The following is a 20,559-nucleotide window of genomic DNA, read 5'->3' as shown; positions in this document are numbered from 1 at the left end:
GAATGAGTGAACCAATTTTACAAGTAAAAGATTTAAGAATCCATTTTAAAACGTTTGCGGGTGTCGTACAAGCTGTCCGCGGTGTAAATTTTGAATTAACTGCCGGAGAAACACTTGCTATAGTAGGCGAATCTGGCTCGGGTAAAAGTGTTACAAGTAATGCCTTGATGAAGCTGATTCCAGAACCTCCTGGTATTTATGAGTCTGGTGAAATCATCTTTAACGGTCGTGATTTAATCCCCCTATCTGATAAAGAAATGTCTAAAGTAAGAGGCAATGATATCTCGATGATTTTCCAGGACCCTATGACATCATTGAATCCAACTATGCGTGTCGGTAGACAAATTACTGAAGTAATTTTAAAACATAAGGATGTCTCAAAGTCGGATGCAAAAAAACGCGCTATAAAATTATTAGATCAAGTAGGAATCCCAATGCCTGAAAAACGCTATAAACAGTATCCACACGAGTTTTCTGGTGGTATGCGACAACGTGTTGTGATTGCTATTGCTCTAGCAGCTGAGCCTAAACTATTAATTGCTGACGAACCGACAACTGCTCTTGACGTAACAATTCAAGCACAAATTTTAGAACTTATGAAGGAAGTTCAAAAGACGAGTAATACTTCGATTATCTTCATCACACATGATTTAGGCGTTGTTGCAAATGTCGCTGACCGAGTGGCAGTTATGTATGCTGGACAAATTGTTGAATATGGTACAGTAAATGAAATTTTCTATAATCCTAAGCATCCCTACACATGGGGATTACTCGGTTCTATGCCAGATATTGATAGTAATTCAGATGAGTTATTACGAACTATTCCAGGTTCACCACCTGATTTAACCAATCCTCCTAAAGGAGATGCATTTGCAGCTCGCAATGAATTTGCTTTGGCAATTGATTATGAAAAAGAACCACCTATGTTCCAAGTAAGCGAAACGCATTTTGCCAAAACATGGTTATTACATCCTGATGCACCTAAAATTCCAATTCCTGAAGCTGTAGCAAAACGAATTGAAGGATATTTAGGAAAGGAGAATGTGCTAAATGGCGAAAAAACTATTAGAAATTAAAAACTTAACTCAATATTTCGGTTCTTCAAAGGAGCCCGTAAAAGCTGTTGATGGCATTAGTTTCGACATTTATGAAGGTGAAACTCTTGGTCTAGTAGGAGAATCTGGATGTGGTAAATCTACAACTGGCCGCTCTATCATTCGCTTATATGATATAACGGATGGACAAATCATCTTTAATGGCAAAGATGTTCATAGTAGTAAATCAGCAATTGAGATGAAGCAATTTAACCGCCAAATGCAAATGATCTTCCAGGATCCATACGCTTCATTGAATCCTAGAATGAAAGCTGGTGAAATTATTAGTGAAGGCTTTGATATTCACGGTCTTTATAAGAACAAAAAAGAACGCCGCGAAAAAGTAGAATCCTTACTAGAAGCTGTTGGTTTAAATAGAGAACATGCAAACCGCTATGCTCACGAATTTTCTGGCGGACAACGACAACGGATTGGTATTGCTCGTGCACTGAGTTTAAATCCAAGCTTTATCATTGCAGATGAACCGATTTCTGCACTTGATGTATCAATTCAAGCACAAGTTGTAAACTTATTAAAACAGTTACAAAAAGAATTTAATTTAACTTATTTATTCATTGCTCATGATCTTTCTATGGTGAAATATATTAGTGACCGTATAGCAGTTATGTATCGCGGGAAAATCGTTGAAATTGGATTAGCAGATGATATCTATCATTCGCCTGTCCATCCTTACACGAAATCCTTGCTCTCTGCTATTCCATTACCAGATCCATTATCAGAATCAAAACGTACACGAATTTCTTATGTACATGAAGACTTAGATGAAAGCGCTTCATTTTATGAAGTTGCTGATAAACACTTCGTTTATGGTACCGCTGCATCCGTAAAGAAATGGCAAAATGCTTAATAACACGACAAAACCACCGCTCATTATATGAACGGTGGTTTTTCATTATGTTAAGCAATAATATTAGTTTTCTTTCACAGCTGTTCCCTGCTTCACTTTACGCCATTTTGAGCGTAATTCCCAAACAGTGATAAGTAATACGAGCCAAACAAACCCATTGTTGAAGCTAATACCACTTGATGATTCACCACCAAGAAGTTGCATCACTATTATTGTTAAAATGATATAACCTACTAAAAAAGCATGCCACTTAAATTCATCTAATGCATTACTTTTCGATTGTTTAATTGGCAAAAAGCAAATTAATAGAAATATTACAATAAATATTAGAACAGTTTTTCTCAGAATCACTGAAAATATCTCCAACTGTGAGAAATAATCCATTACGAATAGTAAAGTTAATCCACTTAACATTAAAATCTCTCTCGTTTTTAAAAAGGACATGAGGTTAACTCCTAGTTTTCTTCTAGTATATCAAAATCAATCGAATGAGATTCCATTATTTTCGTTTATAAGTGAATTTTTCAATATCTCAAAGTATGAAATTCATTAGATCTATTCGTACTTCATTTGGATCTGTTGACTCTCAGCATCGTTATAGTTCAATGCCATACGTCATTTCTTATTTACTATTTAGATTCAATTACAACATCTTTAGCAACAATAGAAAATTCAGCTAATGGGCTATCAAATAAAACACTTAGTCTAAAACCGTCCTCAACCATTGATATCTCTTCGTACAACCACCAAGAGCCATTTCTGACTGGAGCTGTACTAGTAAATTCACTAACACCAATGAACGTAATCGTTAACATATCCGTTTCATGATACGTATTTTCTAAATTCAATTTGATTGTACATGTTTGGTCCTCATTTCTTTCTATTGAATGAATTATTGCATCATGAAATGAGTCAACAAATAGTTCACTTACGGTTTTGGGAAGTTTCATTTTAGCTGCAATAAAATCTGCTGCACAGCTTTCGAACTTTTCATTGGTCAAAGCATCAAAATGCACCAGCCAGTTTTTTGCCAAGTTACGCAATTGGTTACTTGGAGTTCCTTCGATAATAGAGCCATCTAGAACATATGGATGAAATTCTTTAGGTAAAAGTTTTAACAATTTATCTCGATCTCGTTGTAATTCCATTTTGCGTTCTTGTTCTAAATCTATGCCATACTCTCTATAATAAGCTTTTTCCTCTTCCCAATCGCCCATGGTAACAAGAAAAAATAAATAATTAGATAATTGATTTTCTTCAAACCACTGCTTTGTAAAATATTTCATACATCCAGTCCCTTCCATTTGTACAGCTTTTATAAACTTGTGAAAAAAACATAGATAAAGTGATTGATTACGCTTAGAAAAGATTTGGGTAAATGCTGGGGTTGTTACATAGACTATCGAGGTGTCTATAATTCTATTTTATACTTATATATATTATTATACATCCTATATTTTCCTTGTAAATATAAAATTTAATAAATTATGGTAATAATGTAAAATAACTATTTATAACGTTTATAAATCATTAATATTATCATGAGTAATTTGTAACGAACAAATTCAAATTTCAGGTAATTGTGATATGATTAAAGTAACCTTATAGGGTTTTTCAATCGACTAGATTCTATATGGGTTTAATATCTAGGGGGTTTTTAAATGAGCTTATTTAACATTAAACACACAGAAGGTATTCACAGTATTACAGATGTCAAAAAACATAAGAACAATATTGAATTACATACGATTACGGGAGAAGAATTATATATCGTTGCCTTTTCTGATGAAACATATACGGTGTATGATGATCGCTTCGCGGGTGCTTCAAAGCAAATGAATTCAATCGAAGCTTACGAGATTGATGGAAGCTTCCGAAACTTAGACTTCGATGCGATGCGTAGCCTATTTTCGAATTCATTTGACCGCTTAATGGATGAGCTTTCAACTTATGTAGGGTCAAATAAACTAGTCAATCTGGATGATGTAAAAGAGGAAATTACGAAGGAAATTAAAGGTATTCACTTTAAAATCATTACAGATACAAAAAAATATCAATATTAATTGTGTAAAGCTGCTACTCTTTTGGTGCAGCTTTTTCCTTTTAATTGTAGTTTCGTCTTCACAAATTAAACAATTTCGTATAAAATAAAATTATTCCAATAAGAAAGGTTGGTTTTTAATTTGAGTACCGTTCCTTTTATTCCAAGACCATTAGTTCGTGTAAATCAATGGACTATACTTTTAAGCGTTATTTTAACTTGGATTATAGGTCAGCCTTGGATACTAGCCATTCCTTTAGTGGCAAATTTACTTGGTTTGATTTTTAATTATAATCCCATTATGAAATTTGCTCGTCGCTTTTTGAAAAAAGAACCTTCTGCTTATATGCCTGAAGATGTTGGCCAGCAAAAGTTTAATTCATGTATAGCTATTTCTTGCTTATTTCTTGGCTTAATTGGCTATTTAGCTAATTGGTCAGTACTTGCATATACATTTACGATCATGGTCGCTGTTGCCTCTTTTATAGCTATTTTAGGGTTTTGTATCGGTTGCTTTGTTCTTTTTCAACTCAAACAATTTAAGTATCGAATAAGTAATTCTTAATCTAATGAAAAATGCTTATTTATGATAAATGCTCCATAGAAAGATACCACTTTAAAGCGGTATCTTTCTATGGCTCTATTTCATTCTTTAATTAATGAATTTACTTAGTTTTCCCCATCGAAAAACCTTCAAATAGACGACCACCATAAGGCTCTATTACCATTTCACTTAACTGAATAACTTTACTTTTCTCAGCCGTTTTATAATACGTATCAAATGCATCAACAAATTCCTCTGTAAACTTTTCATCAAAGTTCTTTAATGCTCGAATTATCCATTTTGAGGATCCTATCCACTGATTATTAGTTCTTAACACAAATTCATGAATAAGCTCAGCTAAAGCGTTAGCTATAAAAATTTCTTCTGCACGATTTTTACAACCTATAAAATCATCTAATACATCTGTTATAAAATAACGCTTTGTTGTAATGATTTCTTCTGACCATCTTTCAGGCCCCTTATCTAATATCTCTTTAGCTTCTTGCTTTATTGATTGAATAATCCCTTCATCTTTTAATATAATCCCTTCCCATAACATCCTTTGCATAGAAGGCTTAGCTACTTTGTAGTCGAGTTCGAAAAAATATTTGTAAGACGTTAAATTATGTACAAAAACTTCGATTGGCCAACCAAATTCGATTAACGACTCTCTATAACTTGAATTTAGACTTTTATCAAATACAACTATGTCAAGATCAGAAGTATCTGTTCCCTCTCCTCTGACAACACTTCCAGCCAATACTGCTCCTTGACAATTCGGAAAATACTTATTGATAAATTGATGTGCTGCTACAATTGGACTTAATTTCTTCAAATCTCCCATGATCATCACCTCTGATTGAATAGAATTTACATAAAAGTTGCCTCATTTCACATGAAGGCAGCCTTTAATTTTACGCTATATAAGCTCATTGCACTTGTATCTCCTTTTACTTCAAACATACCGTTTGTTATTAATTCTCTTAAACGAAACTCAATAAATGCATCACCGATATGATTTTCAATATTGCCAGAAGCTTCCCCAACTAACCTAGCTGCCTTCATAAATTCCTCGGGCTCTTCTTCTTTTCTATCCAATATTTCTCTATGTAAGAATTTAGTACATTCAATGATGAAATCATCATAATAATTAGCTTCTGTAGAAATAATTATGTCCTCTTCTAGATAACGCAGAACATTCTTTGTCTTTGAAAGTTGCTGCCACTCGTTAACATAACGTGTTTTTTCTAATTTAGTGACTGGCTCGCAATATGGCATCATTTTAATTAATTGTTCTGAAATCACTTCACCTGTAGTCCTAGGCACAAGCCTTGGTTCTAATGTTTTTAATTGTTTACTAACATTCACTATTTCAATTGGATTTTGTGCATTATTTAATTCATTCATTACAAACCGTAACCCTACTTGTTCATGTGCACTATCAGATATCCAAATACAAACAGATACATCATCTTGTAAGCCTTGTAATTGATCGCTTTGTAAAGGAGTGTACGACTCATCCACTTCTCTAAAGATGTGTTCTTGCATCCACTCTTTACGAGCTTGTGCATCATTTAACGGTCCTATGGAAAAAATATCTCTACGACAATAACCTTTTCTTCATCTGTTTTTTTCATTAAGCGTAGTCCATGTTTTAAACTGCCAGCAGCTGAGTCTCCAAAAACGATATGTATTTTGTTCAAAGTATCACTCCTATTCGTTTTCTATTTTAGCCATTTCACCAGAATATGGATAAAACAAAAAGCGATTTTCTTTATCGACCTCTCGACCAACAATCAAATAGCAATCTGTGTGGAATGCAAAGGTATCAGTGTTGTAAATGATTTTATCACTCTTTTCTGTTATTACTTTTACGCCATATTTGTCAGCGATCTTCACTTCTGCATCAGCAAGTGTATATGATGGCTTAAACAATTCAAAGCTGATAATTAATAAAAGGACGATAATGATAGTGGAAATAGATAAGCGAGAACTAATGCGAGCATATTGATTCTCTCGACGTTGCGATATGTAATAGATGCCCAACCCCATTAATAAGACAATCGGTATTGCTGTAAATCTTCCTAAATAATCTATAAACAAATAAGACCTTGATTCAATGTAAAAATATACTGCTATTATCAATAATATTATTGAAGTTATTGGTAAAACCTTCTCTTTCAATTCTTTCACTCCATTCAAAATAAGTAGGTACAGCATTTTCTTTCACCATTCTAACAATACGCTTTTCATTTTTCTTTATAAGTATGCATGTTTTTCTCACTAATGTTGACACTAAGTCCATTCTTTCTCTTTTTGGAGTGATAAACATTACTATAAATTTAGGTACGATACCTCTCAATAGTGCCATAATGTCTATTTCAATAGGTATCGGATTACTGTTAATAGTTCGATTTATGAAGCATTTAAAGAGATCTAAAATTGGACAGCTAGAAGGTTGGTCAATTGGGTTCGCAATCCCAGGTTTTATTTTAACAATAACCGGAGCACATATGTCTTTAAAATCTCCTTTATCTAAAATAGATTTTCCTTATAATAATATTATCTTTGGCGAATCTTCATTAGCTTTTGGTGTTTTATTGTTAGCAGTAGCCATTCTTCTATGGAGAAAAGCTAATGTTTTCGCGAAAAATAACGTTGATTATATTGATTCAATGACTATTTCTCGAATATTAATGAAAGAGGCACCAATATTGCTAAAACCACTTTCTTACTTTACGTTTGCTTTGGGTTTTGCACTTTTATCTATTGCCATTGCAAGTATCCGTCTTCAATTATTCACTACATTAAATGACGGTCTAATTACTAGTACCTTTACCAAATACCCTTTAGTTGAGAGTCTCTTCATCTCCGGTTTATATGCACTCACAGGAATCGGCGCTATCTTGTTACCTTTTACTTTAAAACAATATGCAAAACCAAGTTTCTTCAAAGTCATGATTACTTGTTGGCAAATAGCAGGGATTGCCTTTATTTTATTTGGCATGATGAATTATTTTACACATATTGATCTAATAGTCCACTCAATGAGCAAATAAAAAACGTAGTAGACATTTTATCTACTACGTTTTATTTATGCACCAACAAAAAGAACACATTGACTAATTGCGATGAAAAATGCTGGATTTTGAATTGGCGAATGCTCTTCAATCTCTAGCTCTATCAAGAACTCATCACCTGCTGTTGCCCTCCAACGAGCAATATCTACACCATCAAGTGCAAAGCGGGACCAATCTTCCATTTCCTTATGTATCATCATTTTCATATCTCCATCTGTGATCACAAGGTCTGGAATCAATTCTTTCCAACCGTCGTATGCAAGCATATATTTCTTTTGTTGTTTTAAATCTATTGCTTCATAAAAAACTTTTCCTTTACGATTTACCTTTTTACAAGTAAAAAGTGGCTCGTCCTGCATATCATAAACGTCATATCGTAGAAAATAACGATAATCCATTACTTTATCTAGTATGCGCTTTAAACCATTTGAGTAGTGGCGTTGGAATGTAAATATAGCTTGATCTAACTCATCAGCTACCGTAATTTTTGGTGTAGTATCAATTGAATTTGGGTGTAAATAAGTATATCTTTGCATCATTTGCTCCTTTAAATCTAAACGTTTCATAAGTAAACTATAGCATTTTCAGGGCCGGAACGCACTTACGGAGTTATAACAATATTAAGAAGACAACTTTTTAATAAACTATCAAAAGGTATTTACAACTCAATAAAAGATCATCGAACATGTAAATTAGGAACGTATATGCACGAGTAATGAATTTGCATAAATCAAAGCTGTATCGATCAATGAGTGAAGTTATTATAAAAGCTTTTCGTTTACGCATAAATCCCACTCCATTCCCTCATTTTTCTTATTCTAATCATAGCAAAATCATCACTTTAATGTGCAAAATATTCCCAATACAGTTTCAATATTCAGTGTAAATTTTCCTTTATGTAAACAGTTATTATTAGTTGGGATGTTTTAATATAGGATGAAATGATTCTAGCAATTTAAACTGTCAACTCTCATTTTACTAGAGGTTTCATCCCATAGTTAAGTCAATTTGCAATTACAAAAAAGCTGTTAGTGTTAACACTAACAGCTTTCATCTCTTTAACTATATACATATAAGTCAAATTGAATTTTAAGCCATCAGCTTCTTACTTGCCCATCCCCATATACAAAATACTTACTCGAAGTCATTGCTTGTAAACCCATTGGTCCTCTTGCATGAAGTTTTTGAGTGCTAATACCGATTTCCGCACCATAACCGAATTCAAAGCCGTCTGTGAAGCGCGTAGAGGCATTATGATAAACTGCTGCTGCATCTACGCCATTTAAAAATAGCGCTGCTGCAGACGCATCTTCTGTTAAGATAGCTTCTGAATGATTTGTACCGTATATATTAATATGTTCGATAGCTTCTACCACTTCTGACACGACTTTTACACTAACTGTTAATGCTAAATATTCTGTTGCCCAATCCTCTTCTGTAGCAAGCTTTGCACCTGAAAATGCATTACAAACAGTGTCATCGCCAATAACCTCAACATTATGTGCTGCTAACGCTTCTAATAGAGCAACACCGTGCTCTGCAAACCATTTTTCATGGATTAATACACTTTCTGTTGCATTACATACAGATGGACGATGTGTTTTTCCGTTAATGACAATACTTGTTGCCATCTCAGGTTTTACCGATTCATCTATATAGATATGACAATTTCCTGCTCCCGTTTCTAAAACCGGAACTGTCGCTTCACTTACAACCGTATCGATTAATGCTTTTCCACCGCGAGGAATCAGTACATCTAGATATTCTTTTAGATGAAATAATTCCTTCGCCGTTTCACGATTTGTATCTTCGATTAACTGCACTGCATCTACTGGTAATGTTGTCTGCTCAAGTGCCTTATGTATAGATGCAACTAGTGCGATATTCGAAAATTTCGCAGATGAGCTGCCACGTAAAAGTACAGCATTTCCTGTTTTCAATGATAGTGTCGCTGCATCTACTGTAACATTTGGTCTTGCTTCATAAATCATGCCAATCACACCTAGTGGCACTCGTTTTTTCTCAATATGCAAACCATTTTCTTTCTGAATATCCTCTATTACTTCTCCAACTGGATCATTTAACTTTACTAATAATAGAATCGCATCTGACATATCTTGAATACGTTTTTCATTTAAGAAAATGCGGTCTAAAACAGATTCCGAAAGACCTTTTTCTCTACCCGCTACAATATCCTTGTTGTTTTCTTCAATTATCGTTTCTTTATCTATCAGTAGTTGTTCTGCAATTTTTTGTAATGCCTCATTTTTCTCTTGCGTTGTTTTACTGTTCATATGATAACTTGCTATTTTCGCTAACTTACCTTTTGTTTTTACTTCGCTCATTATGTTACCTCCACTTAGTTATGCTTTTACCCACTTATCACGGTGAATGACTTCAATATTTGATACGAAAAGCTCGTTTGTACGTTTCCCCATCGCTTGTTTTAGTTCTTCTGCGGAATAGAGTACTTCTCCTCTTCCTAGCACGCCATTTTTACCGTAAACTTCAACCACATCGCCTTTTTGGAATTCACCCTCCATTTTATAGACACCTGCAGGAAGTAAACTGCTACCTTTCGAGACAAGTGCTTGCTCCGCACCTTCGTCCACAAAGACTTTACCTGAAATAGCTGAAAATAATGAAATCCATTGCTTATTGTTATTTAATACAGGAAGTTCGTCTTTCTCTATATACGTCCCGTCCCCTGTACCTTCCAATACATGCAATAATTTTCGATCACCTTTACCGTTCCCGATAAATACCTTCACGCCCAGTTCATACGCCGTTTTCGCTGCCATTAATTTTGATTCCATGCCACCCGTTCCTACTTTTGAACCTGCACCACTAGTGAATGACAACATTTCTTCCGTAACTTCAGTTAAGAAATCAATGCGTTTTGCATCTGGATATTTAAATGGATTAGCATCATACAATCCATTGATATCAGTTAAGATAATTAACTGATCAGCATGTACCAATCCGCTTACTAGCGCAGATAGCATGTCATTGTCACCAAAAGTAAGTTCTTTTACTGACACCGTATCGTTTTCGTTGATGATTGGTAATACGGAACGATCCAATAATTCTGACAATGTAGAATAAGCGTTTTTATAGCGATTCTTGCTTGAGAAATCCGTTCTAGTTAATAAAATCTGTGCTGTCACAATACCATGTTTACTTAATTGTTCTGTATATGATTGTACTAATAGGCTTTGACCAACTGCTGCAGCTGCTTGTTTTCCTTTTAACGTAACGGGTCTTGAAGAGTAGCCTAGCTTACGAAAACCACATGCCACAGCCCCAGATGATACTAATACCACTTCATGACCAGCTTGACGTAGTGTTGCAATTGCATTTATATGATCTTGAAACTTTATTTGATCTATCTCACCCTTCGCATTCGTCAAAGAGCTACTACCTATTTTCACAACAATTCTTTTTTTATCCATCTTTACTGCCTCCAATACAACATAAAAAAACCCTTTTCGCCCTCGAATATATCAAGGACGAAAAGGGTTACTTCTCGTGGTACCACCTTAGTTGAATGCATTAAATGCACCCCACTCAACCTCATAACGCTTGAGACTGCGCCTATGTTTGCATAGGAGCTAAGAAGTAGGTTCCGCGTGTTTGCTGTTACGATGCCTTGCAGCCGGTGAACATCGCTCTCTTATACAGTAAGATCACACATACTAGTCTTCTTTTCGCTAAATATTTAATTTAAGCATGCATCAGATTCTTTTAACTGTCAATAATCATTTCGTAAATAAAGAAATAATACTTAATTTCACTTATATTTGTGATACTTCTTACTCTTTTTCACCTTAGAATAATTCATGTAAAAACGACTATCAGTTCGCACAGTGATAGTCGTTTCTTGTTAGGTAGCTGGTAAAATCGTTACATCCTAGACCTGCTCACAGCGTCTTTTATGGAAAATGCAGCTGTAATAACAGAAATCACAATGGTAGCTAAAACAATCATTAAAACAACACTGTCCTCCTGCATATCAATATAATTCAATAAATGCTTTGTAAACTCTGGTTCAATAATATTTGGACGCGTAATGATTATGATAAATACTGCAGTTGAAATGAGCTCATAAAACGTTTGGAAGATAACAATTTTTTTTGTCCATTGACCTTGGATTCGTTTATAGAGAGCTAATGCAATACCTAAGACAGCAATAATCACAATCAGAACCCAAAAATCATTTAAAATGTGTTGATTAAATGTTGGGTATTTAAAAAGGAGATCACCTTCTCTATTCCTATACACTCCAATTAAACGATCCGCATTAAAGTAAATAGAAACCCAAATAGCGGTCCATACTAAACTACCAAAAAGCGCATACTTTGAAATAAATTTATGCTTAGTATTTAGTTGCACTTTGTTTAAATCATCAAGTGTCCATTTTTTAAGACCAGTCAAAAGTTCCTCTTTTGGCTCTTTGGCAAATCTTTCGACTAACGCAAAGCTTAGCGTTAACCAAAAGAATACTTGAATCGCAACTTCAAGCATCATACTAATACCCTTACCAACAAAAGTGAGGACTACCATTAATAAGGATTCATCCCCCTCATAACTAAAAGCAAAATCTATGACAGATGCAATAAGAGTAATAGTCATTGCAATCGGAATGATCAATTTTAAAAGAGATAAATAGGATTGATAATATAAAGGACCAATTAAATACATGGGTTTTTCCTGATATGTTTTTGCAAGAACTGCTGGATCACCCAATTTTACAAGCGCCTCTTTAACGTCTTCTTCCGTAAAATCAGATGGCAACATTTCTTCAATAGTCGCCTTCAATTCAAGAGCAATAGCTGCTCGATCTTTTTGAGACAATCTACGAGTTACTTCATGAATATATTTATCGATTAATTCCATTGGCACCATCCCCTTAGGCCTTATTTTGATGCAATTTGGATCCACATCATTTTACCACTAAATTACATATACTTTGTATTTTATCCAAATGTATTATATGCACCTCCAACTTTTTTAGATACAGTCAAATAAAAAACGACTATCTATTTAAGGAGATAGTCATTTCCTAATCAGATCAATTTGCATTAATCATCTGTTTTATATGTAAAAAATCATTTCTAGAATTGGACAAGGGGCACCCTCAGCATGAGAGTACCCCTTAATTTATAATTAGCTAATTTTAATAAAACTCAAATTTCAACCCGATCATCCGGGGAATATTTACTCAAAAGCCTATAGCTTTCTGTACCGCGGTAAAATTCCACTGGTTAGCTTTCTAACCTAAGCAACGCAAACCCTACCTTCTTTTGCGTCCTTGTGACCCCAAAGTCACTCCAGTGTGAATAAGTATCTACAAAAACATTTAGTAGAATGCCAACATTTATAAACTAGCTAATCAGCATAAATAAAAGTATCTCACGAATAACTTATTTTGTCAATAGAGTTGCTTCTCTACTCTCTATAGCTATATACATCGAAAATTACCTTGAATTATAGTTTTTCTTTTAATTCCTCTATTTGTTCAATATGTCTTTTTTCGTGGTATCCGATAAATGGAACCCACTGATCTAGACTCATTAATCCGAATATTGGCTGCGGATAGGCTTTCTCTTTAAGTTGATCCTTGTCGCTGCTTGAGACAACTTGAAGAAGAGTATTACGTGATTCCTTCAGTTTATCTTTCATCTCTTCTAGTGTGATAAATTTTGCCTCTGGATCTGCAAATGAAGGTGCTTCTATCTTTGTAGAACGGTCAACTGTTAACTCAATTGGCTTGGCTTTAACAGAGTGCTTTTCACCTTTTTTCAAAGTATATTGAATTGCTTTTGCTACACCAGATTCAATTATATGCAGATGATGAAGTACTTGCATAATCGTCCAACGACCTTCTTCAACTTCCTTATTTAATTGCTCGTCCGATAGATTGCTTACACTATTCAATAATTCTTCTCTTATGCTTTTGTTTTGTTCTAAGTACTGTTCCATCTTATTTCCCTCCTATACTATATTATTAATATATTTATGCAAATATTAGATACTAAATAATAGGCTTTTATTCTTAAATGAATGTAAATGTTCTATATTTGTTGAGGTAAGGTTTCTATAAAAATATTCACTATACTCACATTATAGAAACCTTTACAGAAGATCTTTCATTCTCTTTAAAGTATAAATGAAATACTCCCAGTTATTGATTGTTGAAGGTATACTGATATGCTCATCTGGTGTATGTACTAGAAATATATCTGGACCAATGGAAATAGCATCTAAACCCGGAATCTTCTCAATAAATACACCACACTCAATCCCTGCATGTACAGCAATTACTTCCATCTCTTTACCGTATTTTTCTTTATATGTTGCTTCAAATAATTTCTTCGCTTTTGAATCCGGATTATAAGGCCATTCAGGATAATCAGAGTCAATGAGTACTTCACATTCAAGCATTTCTGCAATCGTTCTTACTTGAGTCACCATATAGGATTTTACACTTTTAATTGAACTTCTTATTTCACTTTCGAATGTAATAGTTGAATCGGTTGTCGTCACAACTCCTAAATTCGTCGAGCTTTCCACTAACCCCTCTATAGCCATGCTCATTCCTTGAACACCATGTGGAATTAACAGTAAAGATGTAATGGCTTTATGCTTCGTTTCGTTGGAGAATACATTTGTAGAGCTGATGTCTCTTTTTTCAAAGATAATCGATACGTTCGGATCTGAAAACTGTAGTTCGTTTTTCAAAATATCATTGTATTTATCAATTTTCTCTTTTATCTGCTCAACATCTTCCTGTTGAATGAAGACAGTTGCTTCTGCTTCTCTTGGAATGGCGTTAGGCTTTAAACCGCCATTAATCTGTTGTATTGAATATTGAAATTCAGATGATAGTTCATGTAATACTCTACCTAATAATTTATTAGAATTGCCTCTCTCTTTATTGATAGAGATACCAGAGTGTCCACCTTTTAATCCTTTAATACGAATGCAATAAGCTAATTCTTGGTCCGTAGCATTATCCCATTTAATCGACAGCACTTGCGTAACATGTACGCCCCCGGCACTGCTGACAAGTAATTTACCGTCTTCTTCTGAGTCAATATTAATCAGTATTTCACCTTTGAAATGGGCAGCATCTACAGCAAGCGCTCCATTCATCGTTGTCTCTTCTTCAGTTGTAATGACCACTTCTAGAGAAGGGTGCGGGATATCATTTGCATCTAATAACGCTAACGCATAAGCAACTGCGATTCCGTTGTCTGCTCCTAAAGTAGTATCCGTTGCATAGAGCATGTCCCCTTCTATTCTTAATTGAAGTGGGTCCTTTTCAAAATCATGAATTGTATCTTGATTTTTTTCACAGACCATATCCATATGCCCCTGAATAATGATCGTCGGAACATTTTCATATCCAGTAGTAGCATCTTTTTTAATGATGACATTTAATGCAGAATCCTGTATGACTTCAAGGTTACGCTCTTCTGCAAAGCGAACTAAATAATCACTAATCGCCTTCTCATTTCCTGAACCTCTTGGAATTTTAGATATCTCTGCAAAATAATGAAATACTTTATGACTTGTTAGTTCTTCTAGATTACTATACATACGATTCACCTTCTCTTTTACAATATTTGAAATGTTTAGTGTAATTATAGCTCAACTTTTGAACAAGATGTTGTCGTGACTTTCTATTGTCAGAATATTTATATGTATCTTTTAAACTAGGCTTCATTAAAGGTAAAGTGATTGGAATGATATTCAAATTATTCAACTAACAACTTGCAATTGTATTTAATTCCCACTAATCTTATGTTAAGACGTTTTAGAAATGGGGATGGTTATATTTTATGAAAAAAGCACTCATCACCATCATTATCGGTATTGTATTAGCAGCTGGATCATATGGTATTTTTCAATTCAATAAGTATAAAGAAAAGCCAATAACGGATGTTCTAACGCACTTAAAGGATAGTGAGGTTAGCTCTATAGATGTAACAAAAATGAATAAATTAAAATTTGGAAAAAGCTATACTTTTAGTAATGATAATTCCTCGATTTTACAATCACTTAAGAAAGTAAAGCTACGTCTTACAAAAGATGATTACGATATGTTTAATTGTGACTATATAATGTCTATCACAACAGACTTAGACCGCATTACTATATTTTTGTTTGTTGATGAAAAAGAGATGGTTATCCTTAGCGATACTGAAAGTTGGGGAAAAAGACATTATAAAGTTACTAATAGTGACTTTTTTGATGTTGTAGAAACATTATTAACTAAAGAAAATGAAGATAGAAATAAATAAAAAAGGGGCAATCCAAAAGTCAATTTCTCGACTATCGGATGCCCCTTTTTCAAATTCAATATAAATGAATTATCAATTTTATAAAATGAAACGTGTTTATCTTTTTAGAACTACTACGCTATCTCTTATTTCGCACGTTTTATGAAAAGCGAAACAACTATAGCAAGTAAAACAATGATAAATCCTAAAGTAAATGCAGAATCAAAACCTGCTGTTAAAGCAGATAGAATTTCCGTTGGGTCATTTGGATTTTCTGATTGTGTTAAATAATCCTTTTGTCCAGATGACATTTTACTAATGAATAGTGCCGTTCCAATGGCTCCTGCTACTTGCTGTAACGTACTAAAGATTGCTGTACCATGAGCATACAATTCTTTAGGTAATTGATTTAAGCCATGTGTTTGTGTTGGCATCATGACAAGCGAGATTCCAACTAATAGCATACAATGGATCGTAATAATGTATCCAGTTGTCGTTGTAACATCAATTCCAATAAACATCCACATTGCAACAGCTACTAACACGATCCCTGGAATGATAATAGTACGAGGACCATATTTGTCAAAAAGCTTCCCAGTAATTGGGGCCATAATACCATTTAACACACTACCTGGTAACATGATTAAACCAGATTTAAAAGCTGATACTAAAAGTACACCTTGTAAAAACATTGGTAGTAATGTCATTGTAGAGAACATCGCCATCATGACGATAACAATTAATACGACTGTAATTGAAAACATTGGATACTTAAATGTACGTAAATCAAGTATTGGGTTCTTGATTTTTAATTGTCTTATAATGAACCAGATTAATGAAGCAACTCCGATTATTAAAGTGCCATATACTTCTGGATTGTCCCATCCTAGCTCGCCCGACTTACTAAAGCTATAGACAAATCCGCCAAACCCGATTGTTGATAAAATTATAGATAAGATATCTACAGCTGGTTTAGTTATTTCCGAAACATTCTTTAAATACTTCGCTCCAACAATAATTGATATTAGAGCAAGTGGTATTACGATGTAAAATAACCAGCGCCAATCAAGTGTATCAATAATCACGCCTGAAAGAGTCGGCCCAATAGCTGGTGCGAACATAATAACTAGGCCGATTAAACCCATAGCTCCACCACGTTCTTCCGGTGGGAAGATGATTAAAATGGTATTCATCATAATCGGTAGGATTAAACCCGTTCCGAATGCTTGTATAATACGCCCTACAAGTAAAATGCTAAATGCAGGTGAGAAGGCCGCAATAATTGTCCCTATTAAAAATAAGATCATTGCAGATAAAAACAATTGCCTAGTTGTAAACCATTGTTGTAATAAAGCGGTAACAGGCACTAATACCCCTACGACTAGCATATAGGCTGTAGTTAACCACTGAATAGTAGTAGGTGTTACACTAAATTCACGCATCAATTCTGGCAATGCATTACTTAATAGTGTTTCATTTAAAATAGAAACAAAAGCCCCAATAATCATAGCAATGATAATCGGTCCTTTTTTTATATTCGATAAATCGAATGAATCACTTGGTGATACTTGGTTCGTCGTGTTCAAAATTATTTCCTCATTCCTAAATATTTGCTACACTTGTAGGATAAAGCACAAATGTCTATTAAACAATATACACATTTTATTTTAATATTAAAAGAATCAAATTTAGTTGAGTATCTATATAAACTACAAAACAAGGAGAATGTAGATGAATTTTAATGATAAAAAGGTCGATCTTAGGGTTAGAAGAACATATAAACTATTGTGGGGAGCACTTGAAGAATTGCTTTCACAACCTGGACAAGAGTTTAATTCAATTACAGTCAATCAAATTTGCGAAAAGGCAATGGTTCACCGAACTACTTTTTATAAGCATTTTGAGGATAAATACGACTTGTTATATTTTGGAATCGAACAATTTAACGAAAAATATGTGAAGGTCAGCTTAGAAGAACGTGTTTTAAAACCTTTCCAATCATTTGAGATGGTTCCAAACTTAGAATTATTTGACAACATCATACAATCAAATAAAAATGATGAAATATTCAATAACTACATGAATTATCGTAATAAAGAAACACTGAAGCACGATTTTCTAGAGTTGAATAACCGCGGGGAGAATTTCTCGGTACCAATTGAAATCATTGTAGAATTTTACTCAGGGGCGCTCTCTTCACTAAGTGCATGGTGGGTTCAAAACGGTCGTAAGATTCCAGCAAAACAAATGGATCAATATTTTCATGAAATGATCAATAAAGAATTTTTCACTAGTTCAAAATAGTTGCTTCTAATTGGAGCTTCTCCTATCCTACTTTATTTCAGCAACATTGTTTGAACAGCCCTAATGACCGTTCAAACAATGTAAATTCACTACTTACGTATTGTGGTATCAAGTTGGAATAGGAAGCATTTCATCAATAATAGTAGCATGGTCTGTTTTATTGGATTAATGCTAAATAGCTTGAAATGGTTACATATACATTTTGGGATTAAAACTCAAACACAATCTTACCTTCTACTAGCTTCAACTTTGCACTAAATATCGAACCTTTCTTCGATTTAAAGCCTTTCATTTCCTTTGTCACACCGTATTGACAAAGATCTGACACCTGCTTCGGTGATAGTTTTTTACCTGCCACTGTTTTAGATACAGTAAATTTACAGCCTGCTTTATAATTCGAGCAACCATAAAAACTTTTACGAGATAACATCTGTCCTTTTTTACAAATCGGGCAAAGTCCAAGTGGCTCATTGGAAGCACTACTCTCAGCGGCTGCTTGAATATCCGTTTTCTCTACCAATTTTGGAGTTACTTCTATTAAATGATTTAAAAACTTGCAGACATTTTGGATGAAAGCTTCTTTTGAACCCGTACCATTCCCGATTTTCCGTAAATACGTCTCCCATTTTGCAGTCATGGTAGGACTTGATAGTAGTGACCCTTCAATTGTCTGGCATAATACGCGTCCTTTATCTGTGATTGACACGATATTTTTTGTCACCTCTATATAACCATGGCGTTTTATCGTTTCAATAATGCCTGAACGTGTTGCTTCAGTACCGAGCCCTTCCACTTCCTTCAAAATATCACTAGCGCTTTCATCATCCACGAGCTTTCCACAAGTTTTCATCATTTGTACAAGCTGTCCTTCCGAATAAGGCTTCGGAGGCTGGGTTGTCCCCTCATGAATAGCAACTTTTGACTCTACTACCTCATTCGCATTTACTGGAGGTAATAATGGTTCTTCATCCTTTTTCTTTGTCGGTTCGCTACCACTCCATAGTGTTTTAAATCCTGGATCTAGCTCCACTTTGCCAACTGTTTTAAAATCGATTGCCTTCACATTTGTCATGATTGTCGTTTCTTCATATACATGATCTCTATGGAACATCGCCAGTGCACTCTTCACGATTTCAAAGTAAATATTTCGCTCCATTGGTGATAAGCCTTGTACTTTTGCTGCCGTAGGAATTGTTTTTGTTGGTATGATGGCATAGTGCTCTTCCACTTGTGCATTATCTACATAACGTTTTTGAGGACGTGCGGTTGCAATCTCAAATGATTTATCTACGATTTTCTGATAATCCGCTACTCTGTCAGCCAGATAACTAAATTCGGCTTCGGTTATATACTGACAATCTGATCTTGGATAAGAGACTAGCTTTTTCTCATACAAACCTTGCACAACTTCCAACACTTTTGCTGGACTGTATTTCCATATTTTATTGGCTTTAGCTTGTAATGTAGAAAGTGCATGTAACTTCGGAGGTTTAACATGCTTCCGCGCTTTTTTGACATCTCTAATCACACCTGGCAGGATTTCACCTTCAGTAATACTAGCTTGATGAAGTATTTGCTCGACTTCTTCCCGCTTATCCTTCTTAATAGCCGCTTTCCCTTTATATGGCCCTTTTTCAGCTAAAAATTCAGCTGTTAGTTCATAGAAATTGGTCGGTTTAAAATGCTCGATTTCTTGTTGTCTTTGATAAATCATGTAGACTGTTGGCGATTGCACACGACCAATCGACATCGTTTCATTCAGACCCTTTGCCTTCAACAGCATCGTGTATAAACGGCTCGCATTCATCCCAACGAGCCAATCACTGATTTGACGTGCCTGCGCTTCATGATACAGCAGTAGATCCTTGTCATTATTTCGCAAATTGGCGAACCCCTTGCGAATTTCATCTACTTCTAGTGAATTAATCCAAAGTCGCTGAACTGGCTTCTGACGCACACCCGTTTGACGATAGATGGAATAAAAAATATTAGAGCCTTCTCTGTCCACGTCACATGCGTTGATAAGTACACGTGCTTCTTTAAACAGTCGCTTCACTTCTTGAAACTGATCCCACTTGCCCTTTGCCACTCGGAATTCATAGTTATCCGGGATCATCGGCAATTGTGCCAGCGACCAGCGCTTCCATTCTGGCTTGTAATCTGCCGGTTGTTTTAATTCAACTAGATGCCCTATCCCCCATGTAATCGTCGCTCCATCAGGAAACGTCTGATTCGGGGCAATTTCTATGTAATGTTTTGTTTTCTTTGCTACTTGAAAAGCATCTGCATAGGCTTTCGCCTGCGATGGTTTTTCAGCTAAAATCACTGTAAGTCCCATACTAA

Annotated in this window: 20 protein-coding genes, 1 pseudogene and 1 other annotated feature; of the genes and pseudogenes, 7 read left to right on the top strand and 14 right to left on the bottom strand. The window is 34.7% G+C overall.

Translation table 11 applies throughout. From position 1 onward, the window contains the following. Positions 1–2: 2 nt before the first annotated feature. Together AC3IS5_RS09690 and AC3IS5_RS09685 are read left to right on the top strand one after the other, a co-directional pair. Positions 3–1,076: an ABC transporter ATP-binding protein gene (locus tag AC3IS5_RS09690; protein WP_489427615.1), complete on the top strand. Its 1,074-nt coding sequence runs from the start codon at positions 3–5 to the stop codon at positions 1,074–1,076. Further along, positions 1,051–1,962 (top strand): ABC transporter ATP-binding protein, encoded by a 912-nt coding sequence (locus AC3IS5_RS09685; protein ID WP_489427614.1) that lies wholly within the window; start codon positions 1,051–1,053, stop codon positions 1,960–1,962. The genes AC3IS5_RS09690 and AC3IS5_RS09685 overlap by 26 nt, the downstream gene beginning before the upstream one ends. Before the next feature lie 63 nt (positions 1,963–2,025). Here the strand turns inward: AC3IS5_RS09685 and AC3IS5_RS09680 are convergent, their stop codons facing one another. Together AC3IS5_RS09680 and AC3IS5_RS09675 are read right to left on the bottom strand one after the other, a co-directional pair. Then, positions 2,026–2,406 carry a hypothetical protein gene (locus tag AC3IS5_RS09680; RefSeq protein WP_489427613.1) on the bottom strand — a complete coding sequence of 127 codons (381 nt, stop codon included), beginning with the start codon at positions 2,404–2,406 and terminating at the stop codon, positions 2,026–2,028. Positions 2,407–2,591: 185 nt separating this feature from the next. After that, positions 2,592–3,248: a DUF4085 family protein gene (locus tag AC3IS5_RS09675; protein ID WP_489427612.1), complete on the bottom strand. Its 657-nt coding sequence runs from the start codon at positions 3,246–3,248 to the stop codon at positions 2,592–2,594. 375 nt (positions 3,249–3,623) lie between these two features. On the opposite strand from AC3IS5_RS09675, the gene AC3IS5_RS09670 reads away from it, so the two are divergent. After that, a complete protein-coding gene (locus AC3IS5_RS09670) occupies positions 3,624–4,025 on the top strand; it encodes a hypothetical protein (protein WP_053415656.1) in 402 nt (133 codons plus the stop codon). 120 nt (positions 4,026–4,145) lie between these two features. Beyond that, positions 4,146–4,568 (top strand): DUF4395 domain-containing protein, encoded by a 423-nt coding sequence (locus AC3IS5_RS09665; RefSeq protein ID WP_489427611.1) that lies wholly within the window; start codon positions 4,146–4,148, stop codon positions 4,566–4,568. Between the two features lie 100 nt (positions 4,569–4,668). On the opposite strand, the gene AC3IS5_RS09660 is transcribed toward AC3IS5_RS09665, so the two are convergent. From AC3IS5_RS09660 to AC3IS5_RS09645, 4 genes and pseudogenes are all read right to left on the bottom strand, one after another. Then, entirely contained in the window at positions 4,669–5,391 is a 723-nt protein-coding gene (locus tag AC3IS5_RS09660) for a nucleotidyltransferase domain-containing protein (protein WP_489427610.1), read from the bottom strand. A 47-nt stretch (positions 5,392–5,438) separates the two neighbouring features. Beyond that, positions 5,439–5,825, bottom strand: a complete 387-nt coding sequence (locus tag AC3IS5_RS09655) for a DUF3658 domain-containing protein (RefSeq protein WP_489427853.1) — start codon at positions 5,823–5,825, stop codon at positions 5,439–5,441. Between the two features lie 141 nt (positions 5,826–5,966). Further along, a pseudogene (locus AC3IS5_RS09650) lies at positions 5,967–6,184 on the bottom strand (DUF1835 domain-containing protein); the annotation flags it as partial. Between the two features lie 76 nt (positions 6,185–6,260). After that, on the bottom strand, positions 6,261–6,731 hold the full coding sequence (locus AC3IS5_RS09645; RefSeq protein WP_489427609.1) for a hypothetical protein: 471 nt from the start codon (positions 6,729–6,731) through the stop codon (positions 6,261–6,263). Between the two features lie 188 nt (positions 6,732–6,919). Between AC3IS5_RS09645 and AC3IS5_RS09640 the strand changes: the two genes are divergently transcribed. After that, positions 6,920–7,606 (top strand): DUF981 family protein, encoded by a 687-nt coding sequence (locus AC3IS5_RS09640; RefSeq protein ID WP_489427608.1) that lies wholly within the window; start codon positions 6,920–6,922, stop codon positions 7,604–7,606. A 35-nt stretch (positions 7,607–7,641) separates the two neighbouring features. On the opposite strand, the gene AC3IS5_RS09635 is transcribed toward AC3IS5_RS09640, so the two are convergent. The 6 genes from AC3IS5_RS09635 to AC3IS5_RS09610 form a co-directional block, all read right to left on the bottom strand. Then, the gene (locus AC3IS5_RS09635) at positions 7,642–8,163 is read right to left on the bottom strand and encodes a tubby C-terminal domain-like protein (RefSeq protein ID WP_489427607.1); all 522 of its coding nucleotides are present in this window, start codon (positions 8,161–8,163) and stop codon (positions 7,642–7,644) included. A 561-nt stretch (positions 8,164–8,724) separates the two neighbouring features. Then, positions 8,725–9,972, bottom strand: coding sequence for a glutamate-5-semialdehyde dehydrogenase (locus tag AC3IS5_RS09630; RefSeq protein ID WP_489427606.1), 1,248 nt, complete (start codon positions 9,970–9,972; stop codon positions 8,725–8,727). An 18-nt stretch (positions 9,973–9,990) separates the two neighbouring features. Next, positions 9,991–11,079 carry a glutamate 5-kinase gene (proB, locus tag AC3IS5_RS09625; RefSeq protein WP_489427605.1) on the bottom strand — a complete coding sequence of 363 codons (1,089 nt, stop codon included), beginning with the start codon at positions 11,077–11,079 and terminating at the stop codon, positions 9,991–9,993. Between the two features lie 50 nt (positions 11,080–11,129). Further along, positions 11,130–11,344, bottom strand: a binding site (T-box leader). A 186-nt stretch (positions 11,345–11,530) separates the two neighbouring features. After that, positions 11,531–12,523, bottom strand: a complete 993-nt coding sequence (locus AC3IS5_RS09620; protein WP_489427604.1) for an HAAS signaling domain-containing protein — start codon at positions 12,521–12,523, stop codon at positions 11,531–11,533. A gap of 591 nt (positions 12,524–13,114) precedes the next feature. Next, positions 13,115–13,609, bottom strand: coding sequence for a DinB family protein (locus tag AC3IS5_RS09615; RefSeq protein WP_489427603.1), 495 nt, complete (start codon positions 13,607–13,609; stop codon positions 13,115–13,117). Between the two features lie 153 nt (positions 13,610–13,762). Further along, positions 13,763–15,229 carry an aminoacyl-histidine dipeptidase gene (locus AC3IS5_RS09610; RefSeq protein WP_489427602.1) on the bottom strand — a complete coding sequence of 489 codons (1,467 nt, stop codon included), beginning with the start codon at positions 15,227–15,229 and terminating at the stop codon, positions 13,763–13,765. A 242-nt stretch (positions 15,230–15,471) separates the two neighbouring features. Between AC3IS5_RS09610 and AC3IS5_RS09605 the strand changes: the two genes are divergently transcribed. Continuing rightward, positions 15,472–15,933, top strand: coding sequence for a hypothetical protein (locus AC3IS5_RS09605; protein WP_489427601.1), 462 nt, complete (start codon positions 15,472–15,474; stop codon positions 15,931–15,933). 125 nt (positions 15,934–16,058) lie between these two features. Here AC3IS5_RS09605 and AC3IS5_RS09600 read toward each other — a convergent pair whose 3' ends face one another. Then, on the bottom strand, positions 16,059–17,504 hold the full coding sequence (locus AC3IS5_RS09600; RefSeq protein ID WP_489427852.1) for a DHA2 family efflux MFS transporter permease subunit: 1,446 nt from the start codon (positions 17,502–17,504) through the stop codon (positions 16,059–16,061). Positions 17,505–17,643: 139 nt separating this feature from the next. On the opposite strand from AC3IS5_RS09600, the gene AC3IS5_RS09595 reads away from it, so the two are divergent. Then, positions 17,644–18,216, top strand: coding sequence for a TetR/AcrR family transcriptional regulator (locus AC3IS5_RS09595; RefSeq protein ID WP_489427600.1), 573 nt, complete (start codon positions 17,644–17,646; stop codon positions 18,214–18,216). A 208-nt stretch (positions 18,217–18,424) separates the two neighbouring features. Here AC3IS5_RS09595 and AC3IS5_RS09590 read toward each other — a convergent pair whose 3' ends face one another. Continuing rightward, positions 18,425–20,554 (bottom strand): type IA DNA topoisomerase, encoded by a 2,130-nt coding sequence (locus tag AC3IS5_RS09590; protein ID WP_489427599.1) that lies wholly within the window; start codon positions 20,552–20,554, stop codon positions 18,425–18,427. Between the last annotated feature and the right edge of the window lie 5 nt (positions 20,555–20,559).

Source organism: Viridibacillus sp. KH_047, assembly GCF_057838945.1.
Note: the sequence above shows the minus strand (reverse complement) of the source record. Positions and strands in the feature narration are given on the sequence as shown.

Bases quoted from the DNA above. Each gene is read 5' to 3' on its own strand.
- AC3IS5_RS09685 (WP_489427614.1), top strand. From the start codon at position 1,051: ATGGCGAAAAAACTATTAGAAATTAAAAACTTAACTCAATATTTCGGT.
- AC3IS5_RS09675 (WP_489427612.1), bottom strand. From the start codon at position 3,248: ATGAAATATTTTACAAAGCAGTGGTTTGAAGAAAATCAATTATCTAAT.
- AC3IS5_RS09620 (WP_489427604.1), bottom strand. From the start codon at position 12,523: ATGGAATTAATCGATAAATATATTCATGAAGTAACTCGTAGATTGTCT.
- AC3IS5_RS09630 (WP_489427606.1), bottom strand. From the start codon at position 9,972: ATGAGCGAAGTAAAAACAAAAGGTAAGTTAGCGAAAATAGCAAGTTAT.
- AC3IS5_RS09605 (WP_489427601.1), top strand. From the start codon at position 15,472: ATGAAAAAAGCACTCATCACCATCATTATCGGTATTGTATTAGCAGCT.
- proB (WP_489427605.1), bottom strand. From the start codon at position 11,079: ATGGATAAAAAAAGAATTGTTGTGAAAATAGGTAGTAGCTCTTTGACG.
- AC3IS5_RS09690 (WP_489427615.1), top strand. From the start codon at position 3: ATGAGTGAACCAATTTTACAAGTAAAAGATTTAAGAATCCATTTTAAA.
- AC3IS5_RS09655 (WP_489427853.1), bottom strand. From the start codon at position 5,825: ATGCCATATTGCGAGCCAGTCACTAAATTAGAAAAAACACGTTATGTT.
- AC3IS5_RS09670 (WP_053415656.1), top strand. From the start codon at position 3,624: ATGAGCTTATTTAACATTAAACACACAGAAGGTATTCACAGTATTACA.
- AC3IS5_RS09660 (WP_489427610.1), bottom strand. From the start codon at position 5,391: ATGGGAGATTTGAAGAAATTAAGTCCAATTGTAGCAGCACATCAATTT.
- AC3IS5_RS09595 (WP_489427600.1), top strand. From the start codon at position 17,644: ATGAATTTTAATGATAAAAAGGTCGATCTTAGGGTTAGAAGAACATAT.
- AC3IS5_RS09615 (WP_489427603.1), bottom strand. From the start codon at position 13,609: ATGGAACAGTACTTAGAACAAAACAAAAGCATAAGAGAAGAATTATTG.
- AC3IS5_RS09610 (WP_489427602.1), bottom strand. From the start codon at position 15,229: ATGTATAGTAATCTAGAAGAACTAACAAGTCATAAAGTATTTCATTAT.
- AC3IS5_RS09590 (WP_489427599.1), bottom strand. From the start codon at position 20,554: ATGGGACTTACAGTGATTTTAGCTGAAAAACCATCGCAGGCGAAAGCC.
- AC3IS5_RS09640 (WP_489427608.1), top strand. From the start codon at position 6,920: ATGTCTATTTCAATAGGTATCGGATTACTGTTAATAGTTCGATTTATG.
- AC3IS5_RS09680 (WP_489427613.1), bottom strand. From the start codon at position 2,406: ATGTCCTTTTTAAAAACGAGAGAGATTTTAATGTTAAGTGGATTAACT.
- AC3IS5_RS09635 (WP_489427607.1), bottom strand. From the start codon at position 8,163: ATGCAAAGATATACTTATTTACACCCAAATTCAATTGATACTACACCA.